Source organism: Stenotrophomonas sp. SMYL11, from assembly GCF_036320005.1.
In the GTDB taxonomy this organism is placed as follows: Bacteria; Pseudomonadota; Gammaproteobacteria; order Xanthomonadales; family Xanthomonadaceae; genus Stenotrophomonas; species Stenotrophomonas maltophilia_A.
Genome location: NZ_JAWIRS010000002.1, coordinates 155,301 through 181,808, shown reverse-complemented (window position 1 = coordinate 181,808; position 26,508 = coordinate 155,301). Strand labels below are relative to the sequence as shown.

The window sequence follows — 26,508 nt, the reverse complement described above, 5'->3', positions numbered from 1 at the left end:
CCGCCTGGGGCGCCCCCCCCCCGCCCCCCCCCCCCCCCCCCCGCGGGGGGGGCCCCGGCCCCCCCCCCCCCCCCCCCCCCCCCCTCGGCTCTACCAGAAGAAGCACAGGGTTCTGTCGCCCGCCAGCACCGGAGCACCGCCAGCCAGCTTTCGCCAGCCAGCTGCTCCACCGCCCGCCAGCCGACAACGAAAAAGCCGGGGAATGCCCCGGCTTTTTCGTGTCTGGTCTCCGGCAAGGCGTGTCAACCAAGGTTGACACCCACCAGAAGCAAGGCCCCAGCCTTTATTCCACCGACAGCCCTTCCACCTTCTGCCAGCCGCGCGGCAGCAGGTGGCCGCGGGTGGCGCGGGCGCCGAGATAGGCGTCAAGCTCGTTGAACTTCAGGCCCATCGTGCGCTGGCCGCTGCGCACCTGCAGGGTCTGCCCCGGGCTGATCGCCACGATGGCGACCACACGTTCGGTGGCGAGCTTGGCCTTGGGGATCTCGATGATCTTGTTGCCCTTGCCCTTGTCCAGTTCCGGCAGGTCGTTGGCGGCGATCGCCAGAAGGTTGCCCGAACTGGTGACCGCCACGATGCGGTCGGTGGCGACGTTGGCTACTACCGACGGGGTCAGCACGCTCGAACCGCTTGACAGGTTCAGCATCGCCTTGCCGGCCTTGTTGCGGCCGATCAGGTTCTCGAAGCGGGTGACGAAGCCATAGCCGTGGGTGGAGGCCAGCACGAAGCGGGTGTCCGGTTCGGCGCTGGCCAGGGTCACGAAGCTGGTGCCCGCGGCCGGCGAGAAGCGGCCGGTCAGCGGTTCACCGTTGCCACGCGCGGAGGGCAGGGTGTGCACCGGCGTCGAGTAGGCGCGGCCCTCGCTGTCGAGGAACGCGACCTGCTGCGTGCTGCGCGCACGCACCGCGCCCTGCAGCGCGTCGCCGTCGCGGTAGGACAGGGCGGACGCATCGACGTCGTGGCCCTTGGCGGCGCGGATCCAGCCCTTCTCCGACAGCACCACCGTCATCGGCTCGCTCGGCACCAGCTCGGTCTCGTCGATGGCCTGCGCCGCCTGCCGCTGCACCAGCGGCGAACGGCGCGCGTCGCCGAATTTCTTGGCGTCGGCGGCCAGTTCGTCGCGGATCAGCTTCTTCAGCTTGGCTTTGCTGTCGAGGATGCCGAGGATCTTCTCGCGCTCCTTGGCCAGCTCGTCCTGCTCGCCGCGGATCTTCATCTCCTCCAGGCGGGCCAGCTGCTTCAGCTTGGTTTCCAGGATGTACTCGGCCTGGTCGTCGGACAGGCCGAAGCGCGCGATCAGCGCCGCCTTCGGTTCGTCCTCGGTACGGATGATGTGGATCACCTCGTCCAGGTTGAGGAACGCGACCAGCAGGCCTTCCAACAGGTGCAGGCGGCGCTCGACCTTCTGCAGGCGGTGCTGCAGGCGGCGGGTGACGGTGTTGCTGCGGAAGGTCAGCCATTCGCTGAGCAGCATCTTCAGGTTCTTCACCTGCGGACGGCCGTCCAGCCCGATCACGTTGAGGTTGACGCGGTAGCTGCGCTCCATGTCCGTGGTCGCGAACAGGTGGCCCATCAGCTGCTCGGCGTCGACACGGTTGGAACGCGGCACCAGCACCACGCGCACCGGGTTGGCGTGGTCGGACTCATCGCGGATGTCTTCCAGCCACGGCAGCTTCTTGGCGCGCATCTGCGCGGCGATCTGCTCGATCACCTTCGACGGCGACACTTGGAACGGCAGCGCGGTGACCACGATGTTGTGTGCTTCCTTGGTGAAGGTCGCACGTGCGCGCACGCTGCCGTTGCCGGTTTCGTAGATGTTCCGCAGATCGTTGGCCGCGGTGATGATCTCGGCGCTGGACGGATAGTCCGGGCCCTGCACGTGCTCGCACAGGTCGCGCACGCTGGCATCGGGGTTGTCCAGCAGGTGCAGCAGTGCGCTGACGATCTCGTTGAGGTTGTGCGGCGGCACGTCGGTGGCCATGCCCACGGCGATGCCGGTGGTGCCGTTCAGCAGCAGGTGCGGCAGCCGCGCCGGCATCCAGGTCGGCTCCTGCAGGGTGCCGTCGAAGTTCGGTGCCCAGTCGGTGGTGCCCTGGCCCAGTTCGCCCAGCAGCACTTCGGCAATCGGGGTCAGCTTGGATTCGGTGTAACGCATCGCCGCGAACGACTTCGGGTCGTCGCTGGAACCGAAGTTACCCTGGCCCTCGATCAGCGGGTAGCGGTACGAGAACGGCTGCGCCATCAGCACCAGCGCCTCGTAGCACGCGCTGTCGCCGTGCGGGTGGTACTTGCCGATGACGTCACCGACGGTGCGCGCGGACTTCTTCGGCTTGGACGCGGCATTCAGGCCCAGCTCGCTCATCGAATAGATGATGCGGCGCTGCACCGGCTTCAGCCCGTCGCCGATGAACGGCAGGGCGCGGTCCAGGACCACGTACATCGAGTAGTCGAGGTAGGCGCGTTCGGCGTACTCGCGCAGCGGCAGTTGTTCGAATCCGTGGAACACGGGGCGGGCAAGTTCGGTCATGCGGCGTTGTTACCTGTTGTCGGGAGGCGGCGACGGCGGTCGCCGCTCGCAATCCTGTGATTATCCGGATGCGGCGGGGGATGCCAAGCCGCGCGCAGGGTCCAGCCCGGTTTCCAGGCCGTGTCCGGCCCGTGCCAGGTAGCGCCCCGGTGGCAGCCCGAAGTGGCGGCGGAACACGGTGACGAAGGCGCTGGCACTGCTGAAGCCCAGCGCGTGGGCGATATCGGCCACGCTGCGGCCGTCGGTCAGCTGGCGCAGGGCTTCGGACAGCCGGGCCTGCTGCCGCCACTGCGCGAAGCTGAGCGTGGTCTCGTCGCGGAAGTGGCGGGTCAGGCTGCGCGGCGACAGCCCGGCCCAGTGCGCCCATTCGGCCAGGCTGCGCTCGTCGGACGGGTCGGCCAGCAGCTGCGAGGCGATCTTCAGCAGGCGCCGGTCATGCGGCATCGGCAGGTGCATGCGCTGGCGCGGCGCGATACGGATCTCGTCCAGCAGCACCTCGATGATGTGCTGGCGCTCGGGCGTGGTGTCGTAGCCCAGCGGCCATTCGCAGATGCGGTCGGCCAGCGCCTGCGCCAGCTTGGACAGGCCCAGTACGCAGGGATCGGCGGGCAGGGTGGCGCAGGCCGGTGCGGCCAGCGCCATGCCCCAGCCGCGCAGCGGGCCGTCGAGGGTGACCGTGTGCGGCTCCAGCGGCGGCATCCAGCCGGCCGAGCCCGGCGCCAGTGACCACGTCCCGTGCGAGGTCCGGGTGGTCAGCAGGCCGCGTTCGACGCAGATCAGCTGCGCGCGCTGATGGTGGTGCCAGTCCACTTCACGGACCAGGCCCAAGGGGCTGTCGAAGCGGAAGGCGACAACCGGTGGCCCGTCATTGCGCTCGAACCAATCCAGGGCGTCGTCGCGCAGCAACCGCTTGGGAGGTGGGATTTCTGCCTTGTTCATCATATCCGCTGGCTGAAATGTGTCATCCATTGGCTGAATTGTACTACCGGGCCACCTGACCAGATCATTAAGGTAGGCGCCTTCGTTGATCCAGCCCGCTGCTGCAACACAGCATTCGATGCCAGATCGAATATTTCCATTGAGAAATATTTTTTTTGGAAGAGAATGCTCCCCCATGATCTGTCCTGCAACCACTCCCCCCAGCTTCGGCCTGCTGCTGCGCCAGGTGCGCGACGGCCTGGTCCGTCAACTCGACGCATCCATGGCTGAAGAAGGCCTGGGTATCGGCTTCACCCATTACATCGGGTTGAAGGTGCTTTCCAACATGGCCCCGTGCACGGCCAACGAGCTGGCCCAGGCCATCGACCAGGTGCCCAGTGCGGTGACCCGCCTGCTGGACAAGCTGGAGTCGCTGGGCTGCGTCCGCCGCGAACCGCATGCCCAGGACCGGCGTGCGCTGCAGATCGTGCTGACCGATGAAGGCCGCGCACTGTGGGCGCGGCTGAAGCTGCGTGGCGACGCGGTGATGGATTACGCCCTGCGTGACCTGTCCGCCGACGAACGCACGCAGCTGCTCTCCCTCCTCACCCGAATCCGCGATTCCCTGACGACCCCATGAACCCGATCCCGCATTCCACTCTCCGCCGGTCCGGGCGCGCGCTGCTGGTATCAGCGCTGGCCCTGGCCCTGGCCGCCTGCGCCAGCAGTCGTGGCCTCAACCCGCAGGGCCACGTGCTCGATGTGGACAGCCTGCACAGCGAACGCACCCTGGCCGATACCGACCTGAGCGCCACCGGCTTCCCGGCGCAGGACTGGTGGAAGGCACTGGGCGATGCGCAGCTGGACGCGCTGGTCGCCGAGGGCCTGGCCGGCCACCCGAGCCTGGACGCTGCCGATGCGCGCCTGCGCCAGGCGCAGGCGCAGGTCGGTACCGCGCGTGCCGATCGCCTGCCCAGCCTGTCGGTGTCCGGTGGCTATACCGGCCTGCGCCTGCCTGAGTCGATGGCCGGCAGCGAGATGGGGGGCCATTACGCTGGCAGCAGCCAGGTCGCCTTCGACTTCAGCTATGGCGTGGACCTGTGGGGTGGCAAGCGCGCTGCCTGGGAAGCGGCCGTGGACGGCGCCCATGCCGCCACTGTCGAAGCCCAGGCTGCACGCCTGAACCTGTCCACCGGCATCACCCAGGCCTATGCCGACCTGGCGTATGCATGGCAGCTCAATGACGTGGCCGAAGAAGAGCTGGGCCGCTCGCAGAAGTCGCTGGAACTGACCCGCCAGCGCCGCAGCGCCGGCATCGACAGTGATCTGCAGGTGCGCCAGGCCGAGGCCCGCGTGCCCGCCGCGCAGCAGCAGGTGCAGGCCGCGCAGCAGCGCATCGATGCCGCCCGCACCGCGCTGGCCGCGCTGGTCGGCAAGGGGCCGGACCGTGGCCTGTCGATCCAGCGCCCGCAGGCGTTGAATCCGATGGCGCTGCAGCTGCCGGGCGTGCTGCCCAGCGAACTGTTGGGTCGTCGCCCGGACATCGTTGCCGCGCGCTGGCGCGTGGAAGCGGCGGACAAGCAGATCAAGGTCGCCAGGACCAGGTTCTACCCGAGTTTCAACCTGACCGCACTGGCCGGCGTCGTCGCACCGAACGTGGGCGATCTGCTGAAGAGCAGCTCCACCTTCGCCTATATCGGCCCGGCGTTGAGCCTGCCGATCTTCGAAGGCGGCAAGCTGCGCGCCAACCTGGCCAACACCGATGCGCAGTACGACCTGGCGGTGGCCAACTACAACCAGACCGTGCTCGATGCACTGCGCGACGTGGCCGACCAGGTCAACGCGGTGCGTTCGCTGGCACAGCAGGCGCATTCGCAGCAGCAGGCGGTGGATACCGCACGTTCGGCCTTCGACCTGGCCCAGCAGCGCTACCGCGCCGGCATCGGCAGCTACCTGGACGTGCTGACCGCGCAGTCCACCCTGCTGCAGTCGCAGCAGCAGCTGGCCGGCCTGCAGTCGCAGCAGGTGCAGACCTCGGTGCGCCTGAGCAAGGCGCTGGGCGGTGGTTTCCAGCCCTCTGACGCCGACCGCGCACCGATCGACTCCCATTCCGATTCCTCGCATTCCTGAAGACTTCCGCCATGAGCCAGACCCAAGACACTGCGGCCCCGGCCGCCCCCAACCGCCGCGGCAACCTGCTGCGTGGCCTGTTCGTGATCGTCGTGCTGCTGCTTGCCGCACTGGCGCTGTGGTACTTCATGTTCGGCCGTTGGTTCGAAGAAACCGACGACGCCTACGTGCAGGGCAACCAGGTGCAGATCACCCCGCTGGTGGCCGGTACCGTGGTCGCCATCAACGCCGATGACGGCATGCGCGTGGAGCGCGGCCAGCTGCTGGTACAGCTGGATCCGTCCGACACGTCGGTGGCGCTGCAGCAGGCCGAAGCCAACCTGGCCAAGACCGTGCGCCAGACCCGTGGCCTGTACCGCAGCGTGGAGGGCGCGCAGGCGGACCTGAACGCCCGCCAGGTGACCCTGAAGCGCGTGCGCGAAGATTTCGCCCGCCGCAAGGACCTGGCCGCCACCGGCGCCATTTCCAATGAAGAACTGGCCCACGCCCGCGATGAGCTGGCCGCTGCCGAAGCGGCCGTGGCCGGTTCGCGCGAGACCGTCGAGCGCAACCGCGCGCTGGTCGACGACACCGTGATCGCCACCCAGCCGGACGTGCAGGCGGCCGCCGCGCAGCTGCGCCAGGCCTTCCTCAACAACGCCCGCGCCGGCATCGTCGCGCCGGTCACCGGTTACGTCGCCCGTCGTTCGGTGCAGGTCGGCCAGCGCGTGCAGCCGGGCAATGCCCTGATGGCGGTGGTGCCGACCGAGCAGATGTGGGTCGAGGCCAACTTCAAGGAAACCCAGCTGCGCCACATGCGCCTGGGCCAGGAAGTGGAGCTGAAGTCGGACCTCTACGCCGGTGACGTGAAGTACAAGGGCCGCATCCAGAGCCTGGGCCTGGGCACCGGCTCGGCGTTCTCGCTGCTGCCGGCGCAGAACGCCAGCGGCAACTGGATCAAGATCGTGCAGCGCGTGCCGGTACGCATCGCCATCGATGCCAAGCAGCTGGCCGAACACCCGCTGCGCATCGGCCTGTCGATGAAGGCCGAAGTGAGCCTGCGCGACCAGAAGGGAGAAGTGCTGCCGAGCGCCCCGGCCAAGGGCACGGTGTTCGATACCGACGTGTATGCCAAGCAGCTGCATGATGCCGACGAGGTGATCCACACGATCATCCAGGGCAACCTGCCGCAGCAGGCGAAGGTGGGCTGAGGTCGCCATGTCCGCACAAGCTCCAGCCGCGCCCGGTGCTCCGGGCGCCCCGGCGGCGCCGGGTGCGGCCTCCGGGTTCCTGCCGCCCAGCGTCGCCCTGTGCACCGTGGGCCTGGCGATGGCGTCGTTCATGCAGGTGCTCGACACCACCATCGCCAACGTCTCGCTGCCGACCATCGCCGGTAACCTCGGCGCCAGTTCGCAGCAGGCGACCTGGGTCATCACCTCGTTCGCGGTCAGCACAGCCATCGCGCTGCCGCTGACCGGCTGGCTCAGCCGCCGCTTCGGCGAACGCAAGCTGTTCGTCTGGGCCACGCTGGCCTTCGTCATCACCTCGCTGCTGTGCGGCCTGGCGCAGAGCATGGGCATGCTGGTGGTGTCGCGTGCGCTGCAGGGCTTCGTGGCCGGCCCGATGTACCCGATCACGCAGTCGCTGCTGGTCTCGATCTATCCACGCGAGAAACGCGGGCAGGCCTTGGCGCTGCTGGCGATGATCACGGTGGTGGCGCCGATCTGTGGCCCGATTCTCGGTGGCTGGATCACCGACAACTACAGCTGGGAATGGATTTTCCTGATCAATGTGCCGCTGGGCATCTTCGCTGCCCTCGTGGTGGGCAACCAGTTGAAGGGGCGCCCGGAGCAGGTCGAGAAGCCGAAGATGGACTACGTCGGCCTGATCACTCTGGTGATTGGTGTCGGTGCGCTGCAGCTGGTGCTTGATCTTGGCAACGACGAGGACTGGTTCTCGTCGATGAAGATCGTGGTGCTGGCCTGCGTGGCCGTGGTGACGCTGACGGTGTTCCTGATCTGGGAACTGACCGACAAGGATCCGATCGTCGACCTGAAGCTCTTCCGCCATCGCAACTTCCGCGCCGGTACGCTGGCAATGGTGGTGGCCTACGCGGCGTTCTTCAGCGTGGCCCTGCTGATCCCGCAGTGGTTGCAACGGGACATGGGCTATACCGCGATCTGGGCAGGCCTGGCGACCGCGCCGATCGGCATCCTGCCGGTGATCATGACACCGTTCGTGGGCAAGTATGCATCGCGCTTCGACATGCGCATGCTGGCTACGATTGCGTTCATTGTGTTGTCGATGACCAGCTTCCTGCGTTCGAACTTCAACCTGCAGGTGGACTACAACCATGTGGCGGGCGTGCAGCTGATCATGGGCATCGGCGTCGCGCTGTTCTTCATGCCGGTGCTGCAGATCCTGCTGTCGGACCTGGACGGGCGCGAGATCGCGGCGGGCTCCGGCCTGGCCACCTTCCTGCGTACGCTGGGCGGCAGCTTCGCGGCGTCGCTGACGACGTGGCTGTGGGCGCGGCGCACCCAGGTGCACCACGCCGACCTGACCGAGCACATCTCGGTCTATCAGCCGGGCATGCAGGACCAGGTCACCGCGATGGGGCAGGGCGACCTGCAACATGGCGCAGCGGTACTGAACAACATGATCAACCACCAGGCATCGCAGATGGGCTTCAACGACATCTTCTTCCTGCTGGGCTGGATCTTCCTGGCGATCATCGCGTTCCTGTGGCTGGCCAAGCCGCCGTTCGGCGCAGGCGCAGGTGCGGCCGCCGGTGGCGGACACTGAAACTCCCTGGAAACACGTGCTGTATTTTGACCCCGCCGCAAGGCGGGGTTTTTGTTTGTGCGTTCCGGCGAACACCGGATGCATCCACGCATGGCGTGGATCTACCGCGGGCGCATGGACGTCATCATCGCGTTGACGCTGCAAACCCCGGAAACGAAAAAACCCGCTTTCGCGGGTTTGATCATCTTGAGTCATGGTGCCCAGGAGAGGACTCGAACCTCCACGGTTTTACCCGCTAGTACCTGAAACTAGTGCGTCTACCAATTCCGCCACCTGGGCGACTCAGGAGATGAATTATGGGGAGCGACAGAAGATGTGTCAACAACATTTCACACCTTTTTCTGCGGCTGTACGCCCAGGTGAAGCAGCAGGCTGCGCATCGCTGATGACAACTGCGCCCACTCGGCAAAACAGGCGCACAGGCGGCGCTGTGCCCATGCATCGGCGAGCGGTACGGCGACGGTATGCGTGCTGCGCCGATGCTGGCGGGCGATGGTCCGCGGCACGATGCCGACACCAATGCCGTGGCCGACCATGATGCATACGCCTTCGAAGGTCTTCATGCGGATGCGTACGTCCAGGCGGCGCCCGATGCCGCGCGCCTGGTCCTCGATGTAGGTCTGCAGTGCATTGCCATCGGCCAGTGCGACGAAGGTCTCGCCGGCAACCTCGGCGAAGGCCACGCTGCGCCGCGACGCGAAGCGGTGGTCTGCGGGCAGCAGCATCATCAGTGGATCTTCGGCGACCACATGCTGCTGCAGGCCGGCAGCGTCGACCGCATCGCTGATGATGCCGGCCTCGGCCTGGCCAGCGCTGATCGCGCGCACGACTTCGGGGCTGGTGCGCTCCAGCAGCTCCACGTGCAGGCGTGGGCGTTCGGCCAGCCACGGTGCCAGCCGCGAGGGCAGGTAGTTGGTCAGCGCGGCGGTGTTGGCATACAGATGCAGGGTGCCGCGCGCGCCATGCGCGAACGCCTGCAGTTCACCGCGCAGCTGCGCTTGCTGCTGCAGGATCAAACGTGCATGGTGGGCGAGCGCGGCACCGGCTTCGGTCAGGCTGACGCCGCGCGGATGGCGGTTCAACAGTACGGTGCCGGCATCGGCTTCGATCGTGCGCAGGCGTTCGCTGGCTGAAGCCAATGCCAGGTTTGCCTGCGCGGCACCGGCCGTGATGCTGCCCGCCTCGGCAATGGCCAGGAACAGGCGCAGGTCGGCGATATCCATCCGCATGTGATGCCCTCATCGCAACGCCTGAGCCTTCGGATCAGCCGAAGGCGAGGCCGGGAAGACCGCATTGTGCGCCGAGCGGCCGCTCGATCCAATGAACACATGAATGAATCGATGTACTTCTATGTGCTGCTGGTGGTGGTGTTCGTGCTGGCCGGTGTGGTCAAAGGCGTGACCGGCATGGGGTTGCCGACAGTGGCGATGGGTCTGCTCGGTGGCGCGCTGTCGCCGGTGGCGGCGGCATCGATGTTGTTCATCCCCACCTTCGTCACCAATGCGTGGCAGCTGTTGTCCGGGCCATCGCTGGGCCACATCGTGCGGCGCCTGTGGCCGATGATGCTGGCCGTGGTGGTGGTGACACTGGGTTCGGCAGCGCTGCTGGTGCGGGTCGATCGCACCTGGTCGCGCGTGGCTTTGGGCGTGGCGCTGGTGGTCTACGCGGCATATGCGCTGCTCGCGCCGGTGTTCCGCGTACCGCAGCGGCGCGAGCGATGGCTGGGGCCGCTGGTGGGGGCGTTGTCGGGTGTGGTGACCGGCGCCACCGGCGTATTCGTGATGCCGGCGGTGCCGTACCTGCAGTCGCTGGGGTTGCAGCGCGAGGAGCTGGTGCAGGCGCTGGGGCTGGCGTTCACTGTGTCGACGATTTCGCTGACCACTGGCCTGGTGCTGCACGGCGCATTCGGCATCCAGCAGCTGGGGCTGAGTACGCTGGCGGTGCTGCCGGCATTGCTGGGCATGTGGCTGGGGCAGGTGATCCGGCAGCGGATCAGTGCGCGGGTGTTCCGCGCCTGTTTCCTGGGTTTCCTGCTGCTGCTCGGGCTGGAGCTGGTGCTGCGGCCGCTGTTGTGATGCCGGCCGCCGGTCGCGGCGATGCCGAATCACGGGCATGAAAAAACCCGCTTTCGCGGGTTTTTCTCATTCTCGACGTGGTGCCCAGGAGAGGACTCGAACCTCCACGGTTTTACCCGCTAGTACCTGAAACTAGTGCGTCTACCAATTCCGCCACCTGGGCGTCGAGGAGCGAGATTATGGGATGTTGTTACGGGGGTGTCAACACCCTTGTGAAGATCATTGCCGATACCGGGTTGGAGTTCCTTCCTGGAGGAGAAAGCGTCGAGCCTCAGGGCCGGATTGCAGGCAAAAAAAATCCCCGCCGAAGCGAGGAGTTTTTTCGTTGGTGCCCAGGAGAGGACTCGAACCTCCACGGTTTTACCCGCTAGTACCTGAAACTAGTGCGTCTACCAATTCCGCCACCTGGGCGTTCCAGAGGCGCAATTGTGAAGATGGATCCGCAGGCTGTCAACGACTTCCTGAATATTTTTCATGCAAGGCCTTCAAGACAGCCGCTGACCCGTTCTGCACGCCGTCAGCAGCTACCATGTAGGGCGATGACTACCAAAAAACCAAGCAAGGGCGGGAGTACGTCCCGCAGCCAGGGCCCGAAGAAAGGCGCCAAGACGGGCGCGGCCCGCACCCCCAAGCCAGGCAAGCCTTTGCCGGGCTGGTTCCCCGAATTGAATGAAGGCGGCGCCGCGCCGCGTGGCCGCAAGGCCCGCAATATGGATGCGCCGGGGCCTGCTCCGGGCCGCAAGCTGCCGCCGACCGGCAAGGTGGTCGACGATCCCTATGCCGCACGCGAAGCCGAGAAATACGAACAGCCCATCGCCAGCCGCGAGGCCATCCTGGCCCTGCTGGAGCGCTGCGAAGGGCCGCAGACCGCCGAGGAACTGGGCGCGCGCCTGGGCCTGACCGCACCAGACCGTGCTGAAGCGCTGTCGCGCCGGCTCGGCGCCATGGTCCGCGATGGCCAGCTGGTGCAGAACCGCCGGGGTGGTTTCGCTCCGATCCAGACGTTGAACCTGGTCACCGGCGTGGTGATCGCCAACCCGGAAGGGTTCGGCTTCCTGCGCCCCGTCGAAGGCGGCGACGACCTGTTCCTGCCGCCGTATGAGATGCGCAAGGTGATGCACGGCGACAAGGTGCTGGCCCGCGTGACCGGCATCGATCACCGTGGCCGTCGCGAAGGCAGCATCGCCCGCGTGCTCGAACGCGGCATGACCCGCCTGATCGGCCGCTTCAGCATCGAGATGGGCATCAACTATGTGGTGCCCGACGACAAGCGGGTGCAGCGCAACGTGCAGGTGCCGCCGGACCAGACCGGTGGTGCACGCGACGGCCAGCTGGTGGTCTGCGAACTGACCCAGGCGCCGGACAGCCGCCGTCCGCCGATCGGCCGCATCATCGCCGTGCTCGGCGACAAGCTGACCGCGTCGCTGGTGGTGGAGACCGCCATCCACGGCCACGAGCTGCCGTTCGAGTTCCCGCAGGAGGTGCTGGACGAAGCGGCTTCGGTGCCACTGGTGGTCGAGCCGGCCATGATCGGCGACCGCGTCGACCTGCGCAGCACGCCGCTGGTCACCATCGACGGTGAAGATGCCAAGGACTTCGACGACGCGGTGTATTGCGAACCGAATGCCGAGGGTTTCCGCCTGGTGGTGGCCATCGCCGACGTGTCCAACTACGTCCGCCCCGGTACGCCGCTGGATGAAGAGGCGCAGAAGCGCGCCACCTCGGTGTACTTCCCGGGCTTCGTGGTGCCGATGTTGCCGGAGACCCTGTCCAATGGCATCTGCTCGCTGATGCCGAAGGTCGATCGCATGTGCTTCGTCTGCGACATGCAGATCGACCGCGACGGCCTGGTCACGCATTCGCGCTTCTACGAGGCGGTGATGAACTCGCACGCGCGCCTGACCTACACCCAGGTGTGGAAGGCGGTGGGTGAGGACGATGCCGATACCAAGGCCTGGATGGGCGACCTGCTGCCGCAGGTGCTGCGCCTGCACCAGCTGTACAAGGTGCTGTCCAAGGCACGCGCCAAGCGTGGTGCCATCGAGTTCGAAAGCAGCGAAGTGCGCTTCGTGCTGGACAACCGTGGCGAGGTGACCCAGGCCGGCATGCTGGTGCGCAACGACGCACACAAGCTGATCGAGGAATGCATGATCGCGGCCAACGTGGAGGCGGCCAAGTACCTGCTGTCGCGCCATGTGCCGGCCCCGTACCGCGTCCACGAGAAGCCGCCGGAGACCAAGTTCGCCGACCTGCTGGAATTCCTCAAGGAGTTCAAGCTGAGCCTGCCGCCGTGGTCCAAGGTGCGTCCGGGCGATTACACCAAGCTGCTGAAGAAGATCCGCGATCGCCCCGATGCCACGCTGCTGGAATCGGTGCTGCTGCGCAGCCAGAGTCTGGCGATCTACAGCCCGGAAAACCACGGTCACTTCGGCCTGGCGCTGGAGGCGTACGCGCACTTCACCTCGCCGATCCGTCGCTACCCTGACCTGCTGGTGCACCGCGCGATCAAGCACGCGCTGTCCGGCAAGCCGCTGGACAAGTTCACCTACAACGCACGCGAAATGGCTGCGCTGGCGCTGCAGTGCTCCGAGCGTGAGCGCCGTGCCGATGAGGCCGAGCGCGAGGTTGACGAGCGCTACCGCGCCGCGTGGATGGAAAAGCACGTAGGCGGGCAGTTCGACGGTGTGATCAGTGGCGTGACCAGCTTCGGCCTGTTCGTGGAGCTGGACGAGTCGAAGGTGCAGGGCCTGGTCCATGTGACCCAGCTGCCGCAGGACTATTACAAGTTCGACGCGACCCGCAAGACGCTGACCGGCGAACGCCGTGGCAGCAGCTACCGGCTGGGTGATCGCGTGCGCATCCTGGTGCTGAAGGCCAGCATGGAAGAGCGCAAGATCGACTTCCGCCTGGTCGAGCACAAGGGTGAGGATGAGGGCGATGGCCTGCCGCCGCTGCCCGAGCGTGGCAAGCCGGCCAAGCGCGCGAAAAAGCAGTATTGAAAGGTGTGCCGACCAACGGTCGGCACCCACCTCACCCGGTAGGTGCCAACCTTGGTTGGCACATCCCTCACCCGGTAGGTGCCAACCTTGGTTGGCACGCCGCTACGGAGGAATCCACCATGCAGGGCCAACCCGAATACAGCGGCGGCTGCCAGTGCGGCGCGATCCGCTTCCAGGCGCGAGGCGCGCTGACCGACAGCTCGATCTGCCATTGCCGGATGTGCCAGAAGGCCTTCGGTGCCTACTACGCGCCGCTGGTGTCGGTGCGCGGCGTGCAGTTCAGCTGGACCCGCGGCCAGCCGCGCTATTTCCAGTCGTCCAACGTGGTGCGGCGTGGCTTCTGCGCCGACTGCGGTACCCCGTTGACCTATGAAGCCCCCGACGGCGTGGCCGTGGCCGCTGGTGCCTTTGACCAACCCGAACGCCTGCCACCGACCATCCAGTACGGGGTCGAACGCAAGCTGCCCTTCGTCGACAGTTTGTCCAGCCTGCCGGCGCGACGTACCGAGGAAGACATCGCGGCGCTGGAGTTCCTGGCCACCATCGTGTCCCACCAGCACCCCGACCACGACACCCCGCACTGGCCGCCGCGCAGCCGCTCCGCCGAAGGCTGAGCGGCGGGTAGCGCCGGGCCATGCCCGGCGAGCGCGCAGCGCGGTCGGCGCCGATGCTCTACCATAGCCCCCCCTTTCCGGTCCCCGCCCGCATGAGCAAGAACAGCCAGTGGATTGTCGGCGTCAACGCCGTCGCCTCCTCCATCGAGAACGACGCCGAGAACGTCCGCGAAGTGCTGGTCGAGGCCGGTGCGAAGAACCCGCGCCTGACCGAGATCGAGGAAAACGCCCGCCGCAAGGGCATCGACGTGCGCAAGGTGAACAGCCAGGCGCTGGACGGTGTCGGCGGTTCGGTACGCCACCAGGGCGTGGCCGCGCGCTATGCCGCCGCCCGCACCTACAGCGAGAACGAGCTGGAAGGCCTGGTCACTGCAGCCGAGGGCAAGGCCCTGCTGCTGGTGCTGGACGAGGTGCAGGACCCGCACAACCTGGGCGCCTGCCTGCGCTCGGCCGCTGCCGCGGGCGCCACTGCAGTGATCATCCCCAAGGACAAGTCGGCCACGGTCAATGCCACCGTGCGCAAGACCTCGGCCGGTGCCGCCGATCTGATCCCGGTGGTGGCGGTGACCAACCTGTCGCGCTGCCTGAAGGACCTGCAGAAGCAGGGCGTGTGGATCTACGGCCTGGCCGGCGAAGCCACCGCCTCGCTGTACCAGCTGGACCTGAAGGGCAACATCGCCCTGGTGCTGGGCGGCGAAGCCGATGGCCTGCGCCGCCTGACCCGCGAGAACTGCGACGGCCTGGTCAAGATCCCGATGCCGGGCGAGATCGAGAGCCTGAACGTCTCCGTCGCTGCCGGTGTCAGCCTGTTCGAGGCCGTGCGCCAGCGCGGTTGATCCGACGGTACGACGTGATCGGGGTCAGATCCTTCCCCCACGGGGAAAGGGGTCTGACCCTTTTTTGTGATCGGAAAGATCGTGTCGACCAAGGTCGACACCTACCAGAGCAGAACCAGGATCAGGACCCGTGCCGACCAACGGTCGGCACCCACCATCAGCGGCAGATTCCGACAGCTCGCGGAGACGGTCGAGGGCGGGGTGGGTCCGGTGGCAGGGGTGCGAGCCGCATGGATGCGGCGACCAAGCCCCCATGGACGGGTTCACGGCGTCCCCTGCCACCGGACCCGCCTCGCCGTCCAGCAGCAAGCCAGCTTTTGACGTTGACGTTGCTTCGGCGGGTGCGGGGCGCAGCCCCGCATCGCCTCACCCCGCGCTGCCGCCCAGTGCCTTGAACAGCGTCACGTCGTTGTTCAGCTGGCCCTGGCGCACGCGCGCCAGCGACAGCTCGGCATCGCGCCGGGTCTGCTGCGCTTCCAGCCAGGTGCGCAGGTCGGTGGCACCCACGCGGTAGCGCACTTCCTGCGCGCGCTCTACTTCCACCGCTTCGTCGTACGACGCCTGCGAGGCCGCTACCTGGCGCGCCAGCTGCTCGCGTGCTGACAACGCATTGTCCACTTCCGAGAGCGCGGTATACAGCGTCTTGCGGAAATTGGTAGCGGCGATCTGGTAGCCGGTGCCGGCGATATCGGTATCCAGCTGCGCGCGCTGCAGGTTGAGGAACGGCAGCGACAGGCCGGCGCCCAGCGTGGCTACCGGGTTGCGCAGCACATCGCCCAGCGAGGTCGCGCTGGAACCGAGGCTGCCGGTCAGGCTCAGCGCCGGGTAGTACTGGGTGGCGGTGACCTTGATGGTCTTCAGGCTGTTGCGCAGGCGCAGTTCGGCCGCGCGCAGGTCGGGACGGCGACCGAGCAGGTCGGTCGGCAGGCCTTCGGCGATGTCTGGGCTGCGTGCGCCGAGCAGGTCCTGCGGTTCGTCCTGCTGCGGCCAGGGCGTGCCGTCCAGCAGCACGGTCAGTGCATTGCGGGTCTCCACCCGCTGCTGTTCCAGCGCACTCTGCGAGGAACGCTGCGACTGCAGGTTCTGCAGTGCCTGGCGTACTTCCAGGCGCGATACTGCACCGGCGTCGAAGCGGGCCTGGACCAGTTCGCGGGTACGTTCCAGCCGCTCAAGGTTGGCCTGGCCGGTGGCGATGGACTGGTTTAGATAGGCCAGGTTCCAGTATTGGTTGATGGTGTCGCTGATCACCAGCAGCGCGGTGTTCTGCCGGTCTTCCTCGCTGGCCTCGGCCTCCCAGCGAGCGATGTCGCGCTGGGTGCGCAGGCGGCCCCACAGGTCCACTTCCCAGCCCAGCGAGACGCCGGTGGAATAGCTGCGGCGCCAGTCGTCGGCCTGGTCGGTGGCGCGGCTGGCGCTACCACTCACACCTGAAGACGAAGGCTGCGGCCACAACGCGTTGCTGGCCAGGCCAGCCTGCAGGCGCGAACGCTGCACGGCCAGGCCAGCGGCGGCAAGATCGCTGTTGGCGGCCAGCGCCTGCGCCACCAGACGGTCGAGACGTTCATCGCCGAAACCGGTCCACCAGGTGTCCTGGCGGATGTCGCGGCCCGGAGTATCCAGGCTGCTGCGCGGAACGTCGGCGGGTGCATTGAGGGTGGCGTCGCCACGACCGTAGCTGGCCGCCACGTCGGGGGCCTGCACCGGATAGCGGCCCATCAATGCGCAGCCGGACAGGGCGAGCAGTACAGCGCCCGCCAGCAGCAGGCGCGAGGGGGCAGGGAAGGGCAGTCGGGTCATCATCTTCATTCGCGGGCCAGGGCCTCCACCGGGTCGAGCTGCGCGGCGTTACGCGCGGGCAGGAAGCCGAACGCCACGCCGATCAGGGTCGAGCAGGCGAACGCGGCAACGATCGAGGCGGTGGAGAACAGCACCTGGAAGTCGCTGGCGAAGCGCCCGATCATCGAGCCCAGCAACAGGGCCAGGCCGATGCCGAGCACGCCGCCGAGCAGGCATACCAGCACTGCTTCGATCAGGAACTGCTGGCGGATGTCGCTCTGCCGTGCACCGACGGCCATGCGCACGCCGATCTCGCGGGTACGCTCGGTCACCGACACCAGCATGATGTTCATCACGCCGATACCACCGACCAGCAGTGCGATGGCGGCGATGGCGCCGATCAGCAGGGTCATCGTGCGCGTGGTCTGCTCGATGGTCTGGCGGATCTCGGCGCTGTTGCTGAGGAAGAAGTCCTCGGTGCCATGGCGCATGGTCAACAGGCGGGTGATCGCTTCCTGTGCCGCATCCATCGGCGTGGCGTCGTCCACGCGCACGGTGATGCTGGACACGTGGCTCTGGCCGAGCATGCGCGACATCACCGTGGTGTACGGCAGCCACACGCTCAGGCTGGTGCTGCCGCCGAACCCGAAGCTCTGGCGCTTGGCCACGCCGACCACGCGCGCCGGCACGTTGCCGAGCAGGATCACCTGGCCGATCGGATCGACATCGGGGAAGAACTGGGTCTGGGTGTTCTCGTCGATCACCGCCACCTGGCCGAGGCCCTTCACCGCATCGGCATCGAAGAAGCTGCCGCTGAGCAGGGTCACGCCCTTGACCCGGAAGAACTGCTCGCCGACGCCGCTGACCTGGGCGGTGGAGGACTGGTTGCGGTAACGCGCGGTGACCGAGGTCGACACGCTGGGCGTGGAGCTGTCGACGTAGCTCTGCCGGGCCAGCGCATCGGCATCACTGGCTCTGAGCGTCTGTACCCGCGCCGAGCGCATGTCGCCGAAACCACGGCCGGGGTAGACGTCGATGGTGTTGGTACCCAGCGCACTGATGTTCTGCAGGATCTGCTGCTGCGAGCCATTGCCCAGCGCCACCACCGAGACCACCGAGGCGATGCCGATGATGATGCCGAGCATGGTCAGGAAGGTGCGCAGCCGATGTGCATTCATCGCCAGCAACGCCATTCGGAATGCTTCGGTGAAGCGGTCGCGCGCGGCCCGCCAGCTGTTGCCGCGGGCAACGCCGGTGCTGGCCTCGCGCTGCGCGCGGTAGGTCGGTGCATTCGGGTTGGCGCGGTCGGCGATGATCTCGCCGTCGCGGATCTCGATGATGCGCTGCGCGTGTTCGGCCACGCTCATGTCGTGGGTGACGATGATGATGGTGTGGCCTTCGGCGTGCAGCTCGCCGAGGATCGCCATCACTTCCTCGCCGGATTTCGTGTCGAGCGCGCCGGTCGGTTCGTCGGCCAGGATCACCTCGCCGCCGTTCATCAGCGCACGTGCGATCGACACGCGCTGCTGCTGGCCGCCGGACAGCTGGCCCGGCTTGTGGTGCATGCGGTCGCTCAGGCCCAGCCGCTGCAGCAGCTGCTCGGCACGCGCGTTGCGTACCGGGCCGGGACTGCCGGCATACACCGCTGGAACCTCCACGTTGCCGCGCGCATCGAGGTCGCCCAGCAGGTGGTAGCGCTGGAAGATGAAGCCGAAATGCTCGCGGCGCAGTTCGGCCAGCTCGTCCGGCTCCATCCTGCCGGTTTCGCGGCCGGCCACCTGGTAGCTGCCACGGGTGGGGCGATCGAGGCAGCCGAGGATGTTCATCAGCGTCGACTTGCCCGAACCGGACTGGCCGACGATGGCCACCATCTCACCGGCGTGGATGTCGAGATTGACGTCGCGCAGCACGGCGATCACATCGTCGCCGGCCGGGAATTCTCGTCGCAGGTCGCGCAGGCGCAGCAGCGGCGCCGTCGTGCTCATCGGCGCCCCATTCCCGGGCCGCCGACCCGCATCTGCATGCCGCCGCGGTTGCCGCCGCCGGCGCTGGCACCGGCCGCACCGGCCTCGCCGACCACCACGCGCTCGCCTTCCTTCAGCCCGGACAGGATCTCGGCCGAGGCGCCGTTGTTGATGCCCACGGTAACCTTGCGCGGCTGCGGCTGGCCCTTGTCGTCCAGCACCCGCACCATGCGCTCGTCGCCACGGCGCTTCGGCCCCAGTGCCACTGCCGGCACCATCAGCACGCCCTTGGCCTGCTTCAGCAGTACCGAGACCTGCGCGGTCATGTCGATGCGCAGGGTGCCGTCCGGATTCTCCACGTCGAACAGTGCGTTGTAGTAGACCGCGCTGCTGGAGCTGGAACTGGAGGAGCTGCTGGAGCTGGACGAATTCTCGTTGGCGATCGAGGCCGGCGCCGGATTGATCTGGCGCAGCGTGGCGTGGTACTTGCGGTCCGGATCGCCCAGCGTGGTGAAGTACACCGGCATGCCGGCCTTGATCTTGACCACGTCGGCCTCGGAGATCTCGGCATTGACCGTGACCACGTCCAGCCGTGCCAGCATGACGATGGTCGGTGCGGTCTGGTTGGCGTTCACGGTGCGACCTTCCTCGGCCACCACCGCCACCACGGTGCCGTCCATCGGCGCGGTGATGCGGGTGTAGGCCAGGTTGGCGCGGGCGGTGCCCAGCTCGGTTTCGCGGCCCTTGATCTGCGCCTCGTAGGATTGCAGCTGGGCGCGGGCGGTCTTCAGCTGCGCCTCGGCGGCATCGTATTCCTGGCGTGAGGTGGCCTCGGCGGCCAGCATCTGCTGCTGGCGCGCGAACTCCAGCTCGGCCTGGCGCAGGGTGGCCTGCTGCACGGCGCGCTGGGCGGTGACCTGGTCCAGCGAGGCCTGCGCGTTGAGTACCTGGTTCTGCTGGGTGGTGGCATCGATCTCGGCGATCAGGTCGCCTTCCTTCACGGTGTCACCCAGCTGCACCTTCAGCGACTTGATCTGGCCCGAGGCCTGCGCACCGACGCTGACCAGCTTGTAGGCGTCGATCACGCCGGTGGCCTCCACCGTCTGCTCGATGTCACCACGGCTGACCGGCGTGGTCGCCACCGCCGGGGCGGCGGGCTTGCGCAGCAGCCACCAGGCGGCTGCGGCAACGGCAAGGGCAAGCAGGGCGATCAGTATCAGGCGACCCCGGCGGGTCGCGGGCAGCAGGCGGAACGTCACGTCGTGGCTTCACTCTCGGGGCCGCGGTGGCGGCGTTGGTGGGCATTGTGAAGACCGGGCGATGGGCGGCTCAATCCTCGGGGTATGTCTCTATGTAACACTGTCGGTGAATACGCGTAACCACAGGTATCCCGCCCATGGGTGGATACACTGGTACGCATTGCCCCGGATGCGGTTCAGCTGCCGACACGGGATGATCGCGACATGGAGACTGAAAACACGATGCATCGACTGCTGATCGTCGACGACGACAACGACATCCGCACCCTGCTGGCCGAACAGCTCGGCCGGGCCGGCTACCAGGTGAGCACGGCCGCAGACGGCACCGCCATGCGCCAGCTGCTGGACCGCGAACACGTGGACCTGATCGTGCTCGACCTCAACCTGCCGCGCGAGGATGGCCTGACCCTGTGCCGCGACCTGCGCGCGCGCTCGAACACGCCGGTGATCATGCTGACCGCGCGTGCCGAGCCGATCGACCGCGTGCTGGGCCTGGAAATGGGCGCCGACGACTACCTGGCCAAGCCGTTCGAACCGCGCGAGCTGCTGGCACGCATCCGCAACGTGCTGCGCCGGACCGAGGCGCTGCCGGCGAACCTGGAGCCGCTGGCGGTGCGCCGTGCGCGCTTCTCGCGCTGGGTGTTCGATCTGGAGCATCGCCACCTGGTGGACCCGGACGATCGCGTGGTGGTGCTGTCCGGCGCCGAGTTCCGCCTGCTGCGGGTGTTCATCGCCCATGCCAACAAGGTGCTGTCGCGCGAGCAGCTGGTCGCGCTCAGCAGCGGCCGCAACTATGAGGCACAGGACCGCGCCATTGATCTGCAGGTCAGCCGGCTGCGCAACAAGCTGGGCGACGATGGTGGCCCGGACGGACTGATCAAGACCGTTCGCAACGAAGGCTATGTACTGGCCTCCTCGGTGAACCTGGAATAAGCCGCGATGAAGCGCCTGCGCCATTTCCTGTCCTCGATGGTCGGGCGGTTGTTCGTGATCCTGCTGCTGGGCATGAGCGTGGCCGCGATCGGCGCGACCATGCTGGCCACCTCCAAGCGCCAGCAGGAGTTCGAGCGGCAGAACCTGAACCGCATCGCCGACCGCCTGCAGGGCTACGTCAACCTGCTCGACGGCAACCCCGAACTGCGCGAGCGCCTGCTCGAAATCGGTGGGCCGAGCGTGCGCGCGCTGCAACCCGGCGCACGCCTGGGGCGGGCCGATACCGCGTTGATGGAAGTGCTCGATGACCGACCCGGCCCGGTCGCACGCGCGCATGTGCACTTCGCTTCGTTCCGCTCGTGCATTCCCAAGCTGCAGGACCTGCTGCCCCCGCCGCCTCCGGGGCATCGCAAGCATCCGCGCGAACGTGATCCGGCGTTCATCCCGCCCAAGTGCCGTGCGGTCGACGTGACCCTCAACGACGGCACGCTGCTGAAGCTGGCGCTGGATTCGCCGGCGGTGGCACACAACGGCATCCTCGCCGTGGACCCGTGGTTCCTGACCCTGCTGGTGCTGGCGATCGCGGTGCTGGCCTATATCGTCGCGCGCATGGCCAGCGCGCCGCTGCAGGAACTGGCCGCAGCCGCCGAAGACCTGGGCGACGACCTGCAGCGCGATCCACTGCCGTTGCGCGGCCCGCGCGAAGTGCAGCGCGCCGCCGAAGCCTTCAACGCCATGCAGCATCGCCTGCAGCGGCACCTGGCCGAGCGCACGCAGATGCTGGCGGCGATCACCCATGACCTGCAGACCCCGCTGACCCGGCTGCGCCTGCGCCTGGAGAATGTCAGCGACGAGGTGCTGCGTGAGCGCCTGATCGGCGATCTGGCCGCGATGCAGGCGTTGGTGCGTGAAGGCCTGGAGCTGGCGCGCAGCGCTGAGAGCGCCGAGCAGCGCGCCGCACTGGACCTGGATTCGCTGCTGGAGAGCATCGTTGAAGACACGGCGGAGGGCGGAGGTGATGTCGTCTTCGAAGGTGGCAGCGGAGCGGTGTTGATGTTGCGTCCGCTGGCAATGCATCGCCTGTTTTCCAACCTGGTGGACAACGCGGTGATGTATGCCTACCGGGTGCGGGTACGGGTCGAGCGTAGTGGTGGCGCGATCACCGTGGTGGTGGCCGATGACGGCCCGGGCCTGGCTGAGGATCAGCTGGAAGCCGTGTTCGACCCGTTCGTGCGGGTGGAAACCTCGCGTTCGCGCGAAACCGGCGGCGCCGGTCTGGGCCTGACCATCGCCCGCGCCCTGGCTGAGAAAGACGGGGCGCGGCTGTGGCTGCGCAACCGCGCCGAAGGCGGGCTGGAGGCGGTAGTGCAGTGGCCGGCCAGTGCACAGGTGACGCCGCCGGGCCGCGCGGGCTGAGCCTTCGCGGCTGGCGATGGTGACGCCGTGGGCCGGGTTTGGCCTATCATCTGCGCATCTTCCCAGTTCCCCCCCGATGAGCCAGCCCGTTCCCGCCGGCATGCCGTCCCGCGCTGCCCGGCAGTTCCCGCATGCTGCCAGGCCCGGCAGCCCTGCCTGGCCGCCGCCGCTGCACTGATGGCCGGACAGGGGGACATCGGGCGCTGGGTGGAGCGCTGCGGATCAGATATCGGTCGATGGCTGCGACAGGGCCTGCTGTGGCTGCTGCTGGCCCTTGCACTGCCGGTGGCAGCGCAGGAGGGGGCTCCGCCACTGCGCGACTACGCCATTGATGTATGGACGTCGCGCAACGGCCTGCCGCACAACTCGCTGCGCGACATCGCGCAGACCCCCGAAGGCCACCTGTGGTTCGCCACCTGGGAAGGCCTGGTGCGTTACAACGGGCTGGATTTCACCGTGTTCGACCGCAGTACCCGCCCGGGCCTGCGCGACAACGGCATCGGCGCGCTGTTCGTCGACCGCCAGGGTGGGCTGTGGATCAGTGATTCGCGGGGCAATGTCAGCCATCGCGGCAACGATGGCCAGTGGCGTGTCTGGGAGCACCAGGCCGATACCCCGCAGGTGCTGATCCAGTCCATGCAGATGGACAGCCAGGGCCGCCTGTGGCTGCTGTATGAAGGCAAGGGCATCGGTTATCTGACGCCGGACACCGGCATCGTCTACCAGGCTCCGGCCGCTGACCTGCCGATGGCGATGAGCTTCACCAAGCTGGTGGTCGATGCGCAGGACCGGGTCTGGGCCGGCACCCTCGATGGGCTGGTGCTGCGCGACAACGACGGCGTGCTCAAGCGGGCGCCCGCGGCGTGGGGGCTGGGCGCCGGCAGTGGCCTGTCGTGGCCGTACCGCGCTCCGGATGGCGCGCTGTGGATCGTCGCCGGCGAGCGCCTGTACCGGGTGGAGGATGATCAGCTGGTGCTGATGCACCGCCTGCCGGGGCAGCTGCACCTGACCTCGATGCTGCAGGATCGCCATGGTGACCTGTGGCTGGGCACCGAGAACCAGGGCCTGCTGCGGATCTCAGCGCACGGCCTGGAGCGCCTGCCGGCGGGCCTGAACCTGCCGGGTGGGCGCGTGGTCAGCCTGCGCGAGGATGCCGAGGGCAGCATCTGGGTGGGTGCCAACGGTGGCCTGTACCGCCTGCGCGAAACACTGTTCAGCAGCTACACCGAGCGCGATGGCCTCAGTGGCGACTATGTGCGCACCGTGTTCGAGGACCGCGAACGCCAGCTGTGGGTCGGCAGCGCCAGCGGCCTCGACCTGCAGACTGTCGATGGCCGCTTCCGCGCGATGCCCCTGCACAACCGCGGCGGCAAGGCACCTTCGGTGCTCAGCCTGGCGCAGGGCCCGGACGGTGACCTGTGGGTTGGAACGTTCGGTGATGGCGTCTACCGTCTTGGCCCCGATGGCCGGCTGCGGCACAACTATGCCGCCGCCGATGGCATGCCGGGCGGCAACATCCGCGCGATCAGCGTGGACCCGCAGGGAGTGGTCTGGGCCGGCACCCAGAAGGGCGTGGTCCGCATCGACGGCGACCGCGTGCAGGTATCAAGCGTTGCGGGCATGCCCAGCGGCCTGATCACCGCGCTTGAGCACGATCACCAGGGCAACCTGTGGATCGGCACCATCGAGGGCATCCGCGTACTGCGCGGCGACCACGTGCAGTCGATCGACCTCGCGCCGATGGGCGGTGGCCGCAGCGTGTTCGGCTTCCATCAGCTGGGTGACGCGATGTGGATCAGCAGCGACCGCGGCCTGTACCGCTGGCGCAACGGCACGCTGGCACGGGTGGGGCTGGAGCAGGGCATGCCGGTGGATGCGGTGTTCCAACTGGTGCCGGATCGCCTTGGCAATGTGTGGATCAGCAGCAACCGCGGTGTGCTGCGCACCGACATGACCACCCTCAACGCCGTGGCCGATGGCCGCACACCCCGGGTGGTGGTGGAGCGCTACAACGAGATCGACGGCATGGCCAACGCACAGGCCAACGGCAGCTCCAGCCCATCGGCGATCCTGCGCCAGGACGGCACGTTCTGGGTGGTCACCGCCGGAGGCCTGAGCACCGTCGACCCGCAACGCCTGCAGCGTTTCCGCGAGCGCCTTTCACCGCCGGCAGCGATTGAAAGCGTGCAGGTGGATGGCGCACCGGTGCATTGGGAAGGCCCGGACCGCAACTACATTCCCGGCGGCCGACGCTTGGCGGTGAGCTATGTCGGCCTGAGCTACCTGATGTCTGACCGGATCCGCTACCGCACGCGGTTGGACGGCCTGGATACGGGGTGGGTTGAACGCGGCCCGCAGCGCAGCGTGGAGTTCGTCGGCCTGCCGCCGGGTGACTACACCTTGCACGTGGCCGCTGCCCATCCGAGTGGCAGCTGGGGCCAACAGGAAGCGGTATGGAGCTTCACCGTGGAGCCGTTCTGGTGGCAGCGACGCAGCGTGCAGGTGCTGGGTGGACTGCTGCTGCTGGCCGGGCTGGTGGCGCTGTACCGGCTGCTGCTGCAGCAGTTGAAGGCCAGCAACCTGCGCCTGGCGCGGCGGGTGGATGAAGCCACCTTCGACCTGCAGGCCAAGACCGTGCACCTGCAGGCGCTGAACCAGGAAAAGACCGAACTGGCCGAGCGCCTGGCACGCCAGGCCGAGGCATTCGAACGGCAGGCCCGCGAGGATGCGCTGACCGGCTTGGCCAACCGCCGTGCCTTCGATGAAACCCTGGCGCGCGACTTCGCGCGTTCGCAGCGCAGTGGCCATCCGCTGTGCCTGGTGGTGCTGGATATCGACCACTTCAAGGACGTCAACGACCGTCACAGCCACAGCATCGGTGATGCGGTGCTGGTGCAGGTGGCGCGGTTGATCGCCGCCGCCAGCCGCGATTCGGACCTGCCGGCGCGGACCGGTGGCGAAGAGTTCGCGCTGCTGCTCAACGACACCCGCCTGGAGGAAGCCGCACAGCTGTGCGCGCGCCTGCGCGGTTTGTTCCACGACCACCCGGACTGGGCCGGCGTGGACGGACTGCGCGTGACGTTCAGTGCAGGCCTGGTGGAACTGGATGCCGACGACCGCACCCCAGCGCTGCTGTACCAGCGCGCCGACCGCGCGCTGTATCGCGCCAAGAGCGACGGCCGCGATCGAACGAGCATCGGTTGATCGCATCCACGCGTGGCGTGGATGGACGGCGTCGGCCCGCGGGACAACTTCGGAACGCATGTGGTTTTCCCTCCACGAAGACCATAAGGTTCTGGTGACTGGCTCTTACCTAAACGGTCATTTTCATGTCTGCATTGCACCGCGTCGCACGCATTCTGCCTCCTTCAGAACAGGTGGGCGGCGCAAGGATTGGTGGAAACCTGCCTAAGTGCCTGGAAGGGCTGAGAGAGCTCGATGCTTATCGCTTTTACGCTTCTTTCGAGAATCCGAACGATCCGGGCAAATTCATCACTATCTGTGTTCCGGAAAGCTTCGACGATCTGATGCAGGCCAACATCTACCCCAACTGCTGTGTGAAGGTTTTCCAGCACGCGCCTTCGACGGAAGGTGTCGGGGCAGAACATGCGTTACCCGGCTATCAGCGCGCGAGAATTGGGCCTTACGAGTTTGTTGAAGAGCAGTTTTTCGAGTTCCTGACCTGCAGCAAAGAACCCCTTCTGCTTCAGGAAGAGCCCTACTACGAAACCGCACTGCTGCGGGATGGTTTCCGGTTTCTGATGCAGATCGACGAGTTCTACTATCCGGATGGACTGATCGAAGGAAATGTCGTTTTCGGCTTCGGAGGGCTATACCTGTACGCCCACGAATCAACTGGCGAAGTGATTGCCGGATTTTGGCAGTACTCCTGAAGGGGACGTGGCGACCGGCTGTGCCGACCAACGGTCGGCACCCACCGGAGAAGTGACCCACCACAGAGTTCATCGGCAGCCCCCAACAACCGCTGCAACCCGCTGTTGCTCCCGCTTTTTCTGATCTTTCCGTGGCGCTCGCCGGAAACTGTCCGTGGCCGGGCGGGTGGGCTGCGCAGGGGCGTGAGCCGCATGGGCCCGAGGCACGCCTCGGGCGGGTTGGGCAGGACGCCCAACCCGGGTCTTGCCGCGTGCGCAGGAGAGCGCACACGAGCAAGCGGCGACCGAGCCTACAGGGACGTACTTGCAGCGACCCCTGCGCAGGCCCCCCCCCCCCCCCCACACCCCAAGGTCGGAACCCGCCCCAGAGAGGCACACGAGGGG

The 26,508-nt window shown here is 67.2% G+C and carries 18 protein-coding genes and 3 tRNA genes; 12 read left to right on the top strand and 9 right to left on the bottom strand.

The window, feature by feature from the left end:
* Window positions 1-283 precede the first annotated feature (283 nt).
* Window positions 284-2,527, bottom strand: coding sequence for a DNA topoisomerase IV subunit A (gene parC / locus V3B46_RS04775; RefSeq protein ID WP_154262922.1), 2,244 nt, complete (start codon window positions 2,525-2,527; stop codon window positions 284-286).
* 60 nt (window positions 2,528-2,587) lie between these two features.
* Window positions 2,588-3,469, bottom strand: coding sequence for a helix-turn-helix domain-containing protein (locus tag V3B46_RS04770; RefSeq protein ID WP_329891253.1), 882 nt, complete (start codon window positions 3,467-3,469; stop codon window positions 2,588-2,590).
* Between the two features lie 172 nt (window positions 3,470-3,641).
* On the opposite strand from V3B46_RS04770, the gene emrR reads away from it, so the two are divergent.
* From emrR to emrB, 4 genes are read left to right on the top strand one after another with little or no spacing between them, the layout of a single operon-like run.
* Entirely contained in the window at window positions 3,642-4,085 is a 444-nt protein-coding gene (gene emrR / locus V3B46_RS04765; protein WP_154262924.1) for a multidrug efflux system transcriptional regulator EmrR, read from the top strand.
* Window positions 4,082-5,575: a multidrug efflux transporter outer membrane subunit EmrC gene (gene emrC, locus V3B46_RS04760; protein ID WP_329891252.1), complete on the top strand. Its 1,494-nt coding sequence runs from the start codon at window positions 4,082-4,084 to the stop codon at window positions 5,573-5,575. Before emrR ends, emrC begins: the two co-directional genes overlap by 4 nt.
* Before the next feature lie 11 nt (window positions 5,576-5,586).
* On the top strand, window positions 5,587-6,765 hold the full coding sequence (emrA, locus tag V3B46_RS04755) for a multidrug efflux MFS transporter periplasmic adaptor subunit EmrA (protein ID WP_142807607.1): 1,179 nt from the start codon (window positions 5,587-5,589) through the stop codon (window positions 6,763-6,765).
* A 7-nt stretch (window positions 6,766-6,772) separates the two neighbouring features.
* Window positions 6,773-8,359: a multidrug efflux MFS transporter permease subunit EmrB gene (gene emrB, locus V3B46_RS04750; RefSeq protein WP_329891251.1), complete on the top strand. Its 1,587-nt coding sequence runs from the start codon at window positions 6,773-6,775 to the stop codon at window positions 8,357-8,359.
* 194 nt (window positions 8,360-8,553) lie between these two features.
* On the opposite strand, the gene V3B46_RS04745 is transcribed toward emrB, so the two are convergent.
* Window positions 8,554-8,638 (bottom strand) — tRNA-Leu (locus V3B46_RS04745).
* Window positions 8,639-8,688: 50 nt separating this feature from the next.
* Window positions 8,689-9,588, bottom strand: coding sequence for a LysR family transcriptional regulator (locus tag V3B46_RS04740; RefSeq protein WP_329891250.1), 900 nt, complete (start codon window positions 9,586-9,588; stop codon window positions 8,689-8,691).
* Window positions 9,589-9,687: 99 nt separating this feature from the next.
* Here V3B46_RS04740 and V3B46_RS04735 point away from each other — a divergent pair, with 99 nt between their 5' ends.
* Complete coding sequence (locus V3B46_RS04735) at window positions 9,688-10,434, top strand: sulfite exporter TauE/SafE family protein (protein ID WP_107433349.1); 747 nt, start codon at window positions 9,688-9,690, stop codon at window positions 10,432-10,434.
* Window positions 10,435-10,512: 78 nt separating this feature from the next.
* Here V3B46_RS04735 and V3B46_RS04730 read toward each other — a convergent pair.
* Together V3B46_RS04730 and V3B46_RS04725 are read right to left on the bottom strand one after the other, a co-directional pair.
* Window positions 10,513-10,597, bottom strand: a tRNA-Leu gene (locus tag V3B46_RS04730).
* Window positions 10,598-10,760: 163 nt separating this feature from the next.
* Window positions 10,761-10,845, bottom strand: a tRNA-Leu gene (locus V3B46_RS04725).
* 299 nt (window positions 10,846-11,144) lie between these two features.
* Between V3B46_RS04725 and rnr the strand changes: the two genes are divergently transcribed.
* The 3 genes from rnr (at window position 11,145) to rlmB (ending at window position 14,883) form a co-directional block, all read left to right on the top strand.
* Window positions 11,145-13,433, top strand: coding sequence for a ribonuclease R (gene rnr / locus V3B46_RS04720; protein ID WP_489686283.1), 2,289 nt, complete (start codon window positions 11,145-11,147; stop codon window positions 13,431-13,433).
* Window positions 13,434-13,552: 119 nt separating this feature from the next.
* Window positions 13,553-14,047 (top strand): GFA family protein, encoded by a 495-nt coding sequence (locus V3B46_RS04715; RefSeq protein WP_154262931.1) that lies wholly within the window; start codon window positions 13,553-13,555, stop codon window positions 14,045-14,047.
* A 92-nt stretch (window positions 14,048-14,139) separates the two neighbouring features.
* Window positions 14,140-14,883 (top strand): 23S rRNA (guanosine(2251)-2'-O)-methyltransferase RlmB, encoded by a 744-nt coding sequence (gene rlmB / locus V3B46_RS04710; RefSeq protein ID WP_005408775.1) that lies wholly within the window; start codon window positions 14,140-14,142, stop codon window positions 14,881-14,883.
* Between the two features lie 366 nt (window positions 14,884-15,249).
* Here rlmB and V3B46_RS04705 read toward each other — a convergent pair whose 3' ends face one another.
* From V3B46_RS04705 to V3B46_RS04695, 3 genes are read right to left on the bottom strand one after another with little or no spacing between them, the layout of a single operon-like run.
* On the bottom strand, window positions 15,250-16,689 hold the full coding sequence (locus V3B46_RS04705; protein WP_329891249.1) for a TolC family protein: 1,440 nt from the start codon (window positions 16,687-16,689) through the stop codon (window positions 15,250-15,252).
* Window positions 16,686-18,644: a MacB family efflux pump subunit gene (locus V3B46_RS04700; protein ID WP_154262933.1), complete on the bottom strand. Its 1,959-nt coding sequence runs from the start codon at window positions 18,642-18,644 to the stop codon at window positions 16,686-16,688. The genes V3B46_RS04705 and V3B46_RS04700 overlap by 4 nt, the downstream gene beginning before the upstream one ends.
* Window positions 18,641-19,882 (bottom strand): efflux RND transporter periplasmic adaptor subunit, encoded by a 1,242-nt coding sequence (locus V3B46_RS04695; protein ID WP_329891248.1) that lies wholly within the window; start codon window positions 19,880-19,882, stop codon window positions 18,641-18,643. The genes V3B46_RS04700 and V3B46_RS04695 overlap by 4 nt, the downstream gene beginning before the upstream one ends.
* 204 nt (window positions 19,883-20,086) lie before the next feature.
* On the opposite strand from V3B46_RS04695, the gene V3B46_RS04690 reads away from it, so the two are divergent.
* The 4 genes from V3B46_RS04690 to V3B46_RS04675 all read left to right on the top strand — a co-directional run bounded on the left by V3B46_RS04690 (window position 20,087) and on the right by V3B46_RS04675 (window position 26,124).
* Complete coding sequence (locus V3B46_RS04690) at window positions 20,087-20,815, top strand: response regulator (RefSeq protein ID WP_005408779.1); 729 nt, start codon at window positions 20,087-20,089, stop codon at window positions 20,813-20,815.
* Between the two features lie 6 nt (window positions 20,816-20,821).
* Window positions 20,822-22,231 carry an ATP-binding protein gene (locus tag V3B46_RS04685; protein WP_049421607.1) on the top strand — a complete coding sequence of 470 codons (1,410 nt, stop codon included), beginning with the start codon at window positions 20,822-20,824 and terminating at the stop codon, window positions 22,229-22,231.
* 177 nt (window positions 22,232-22,408) lie between these two features.
* Window positions 22,409-25,435, top strand: coding sequence for a two-component regulator propeller domain-containing protein (locus tag V3B46_RS04680; RefSeq protein ID WP_329891247.1), 3,027 nt, complete (start codon window positions 22,409-22,411; stop codon window positions 25,433-25,435).
* Between the two features lie 125 nt (window positions 25,436-25,560).
* Window positions 25,561-26,124: a hypothetical protein gene (locus V3B46_RS04675; protein ID WP_329891246.1), complete on the top strand. Its 564-nt coding sequence runs from the start codon at window positions 25,561-25,563 to the stop codon at window positions 26,122-26,124.
* The last annotated feature ends 384 nt before the right edge of the window (window positions 26,125-26,508 follow it).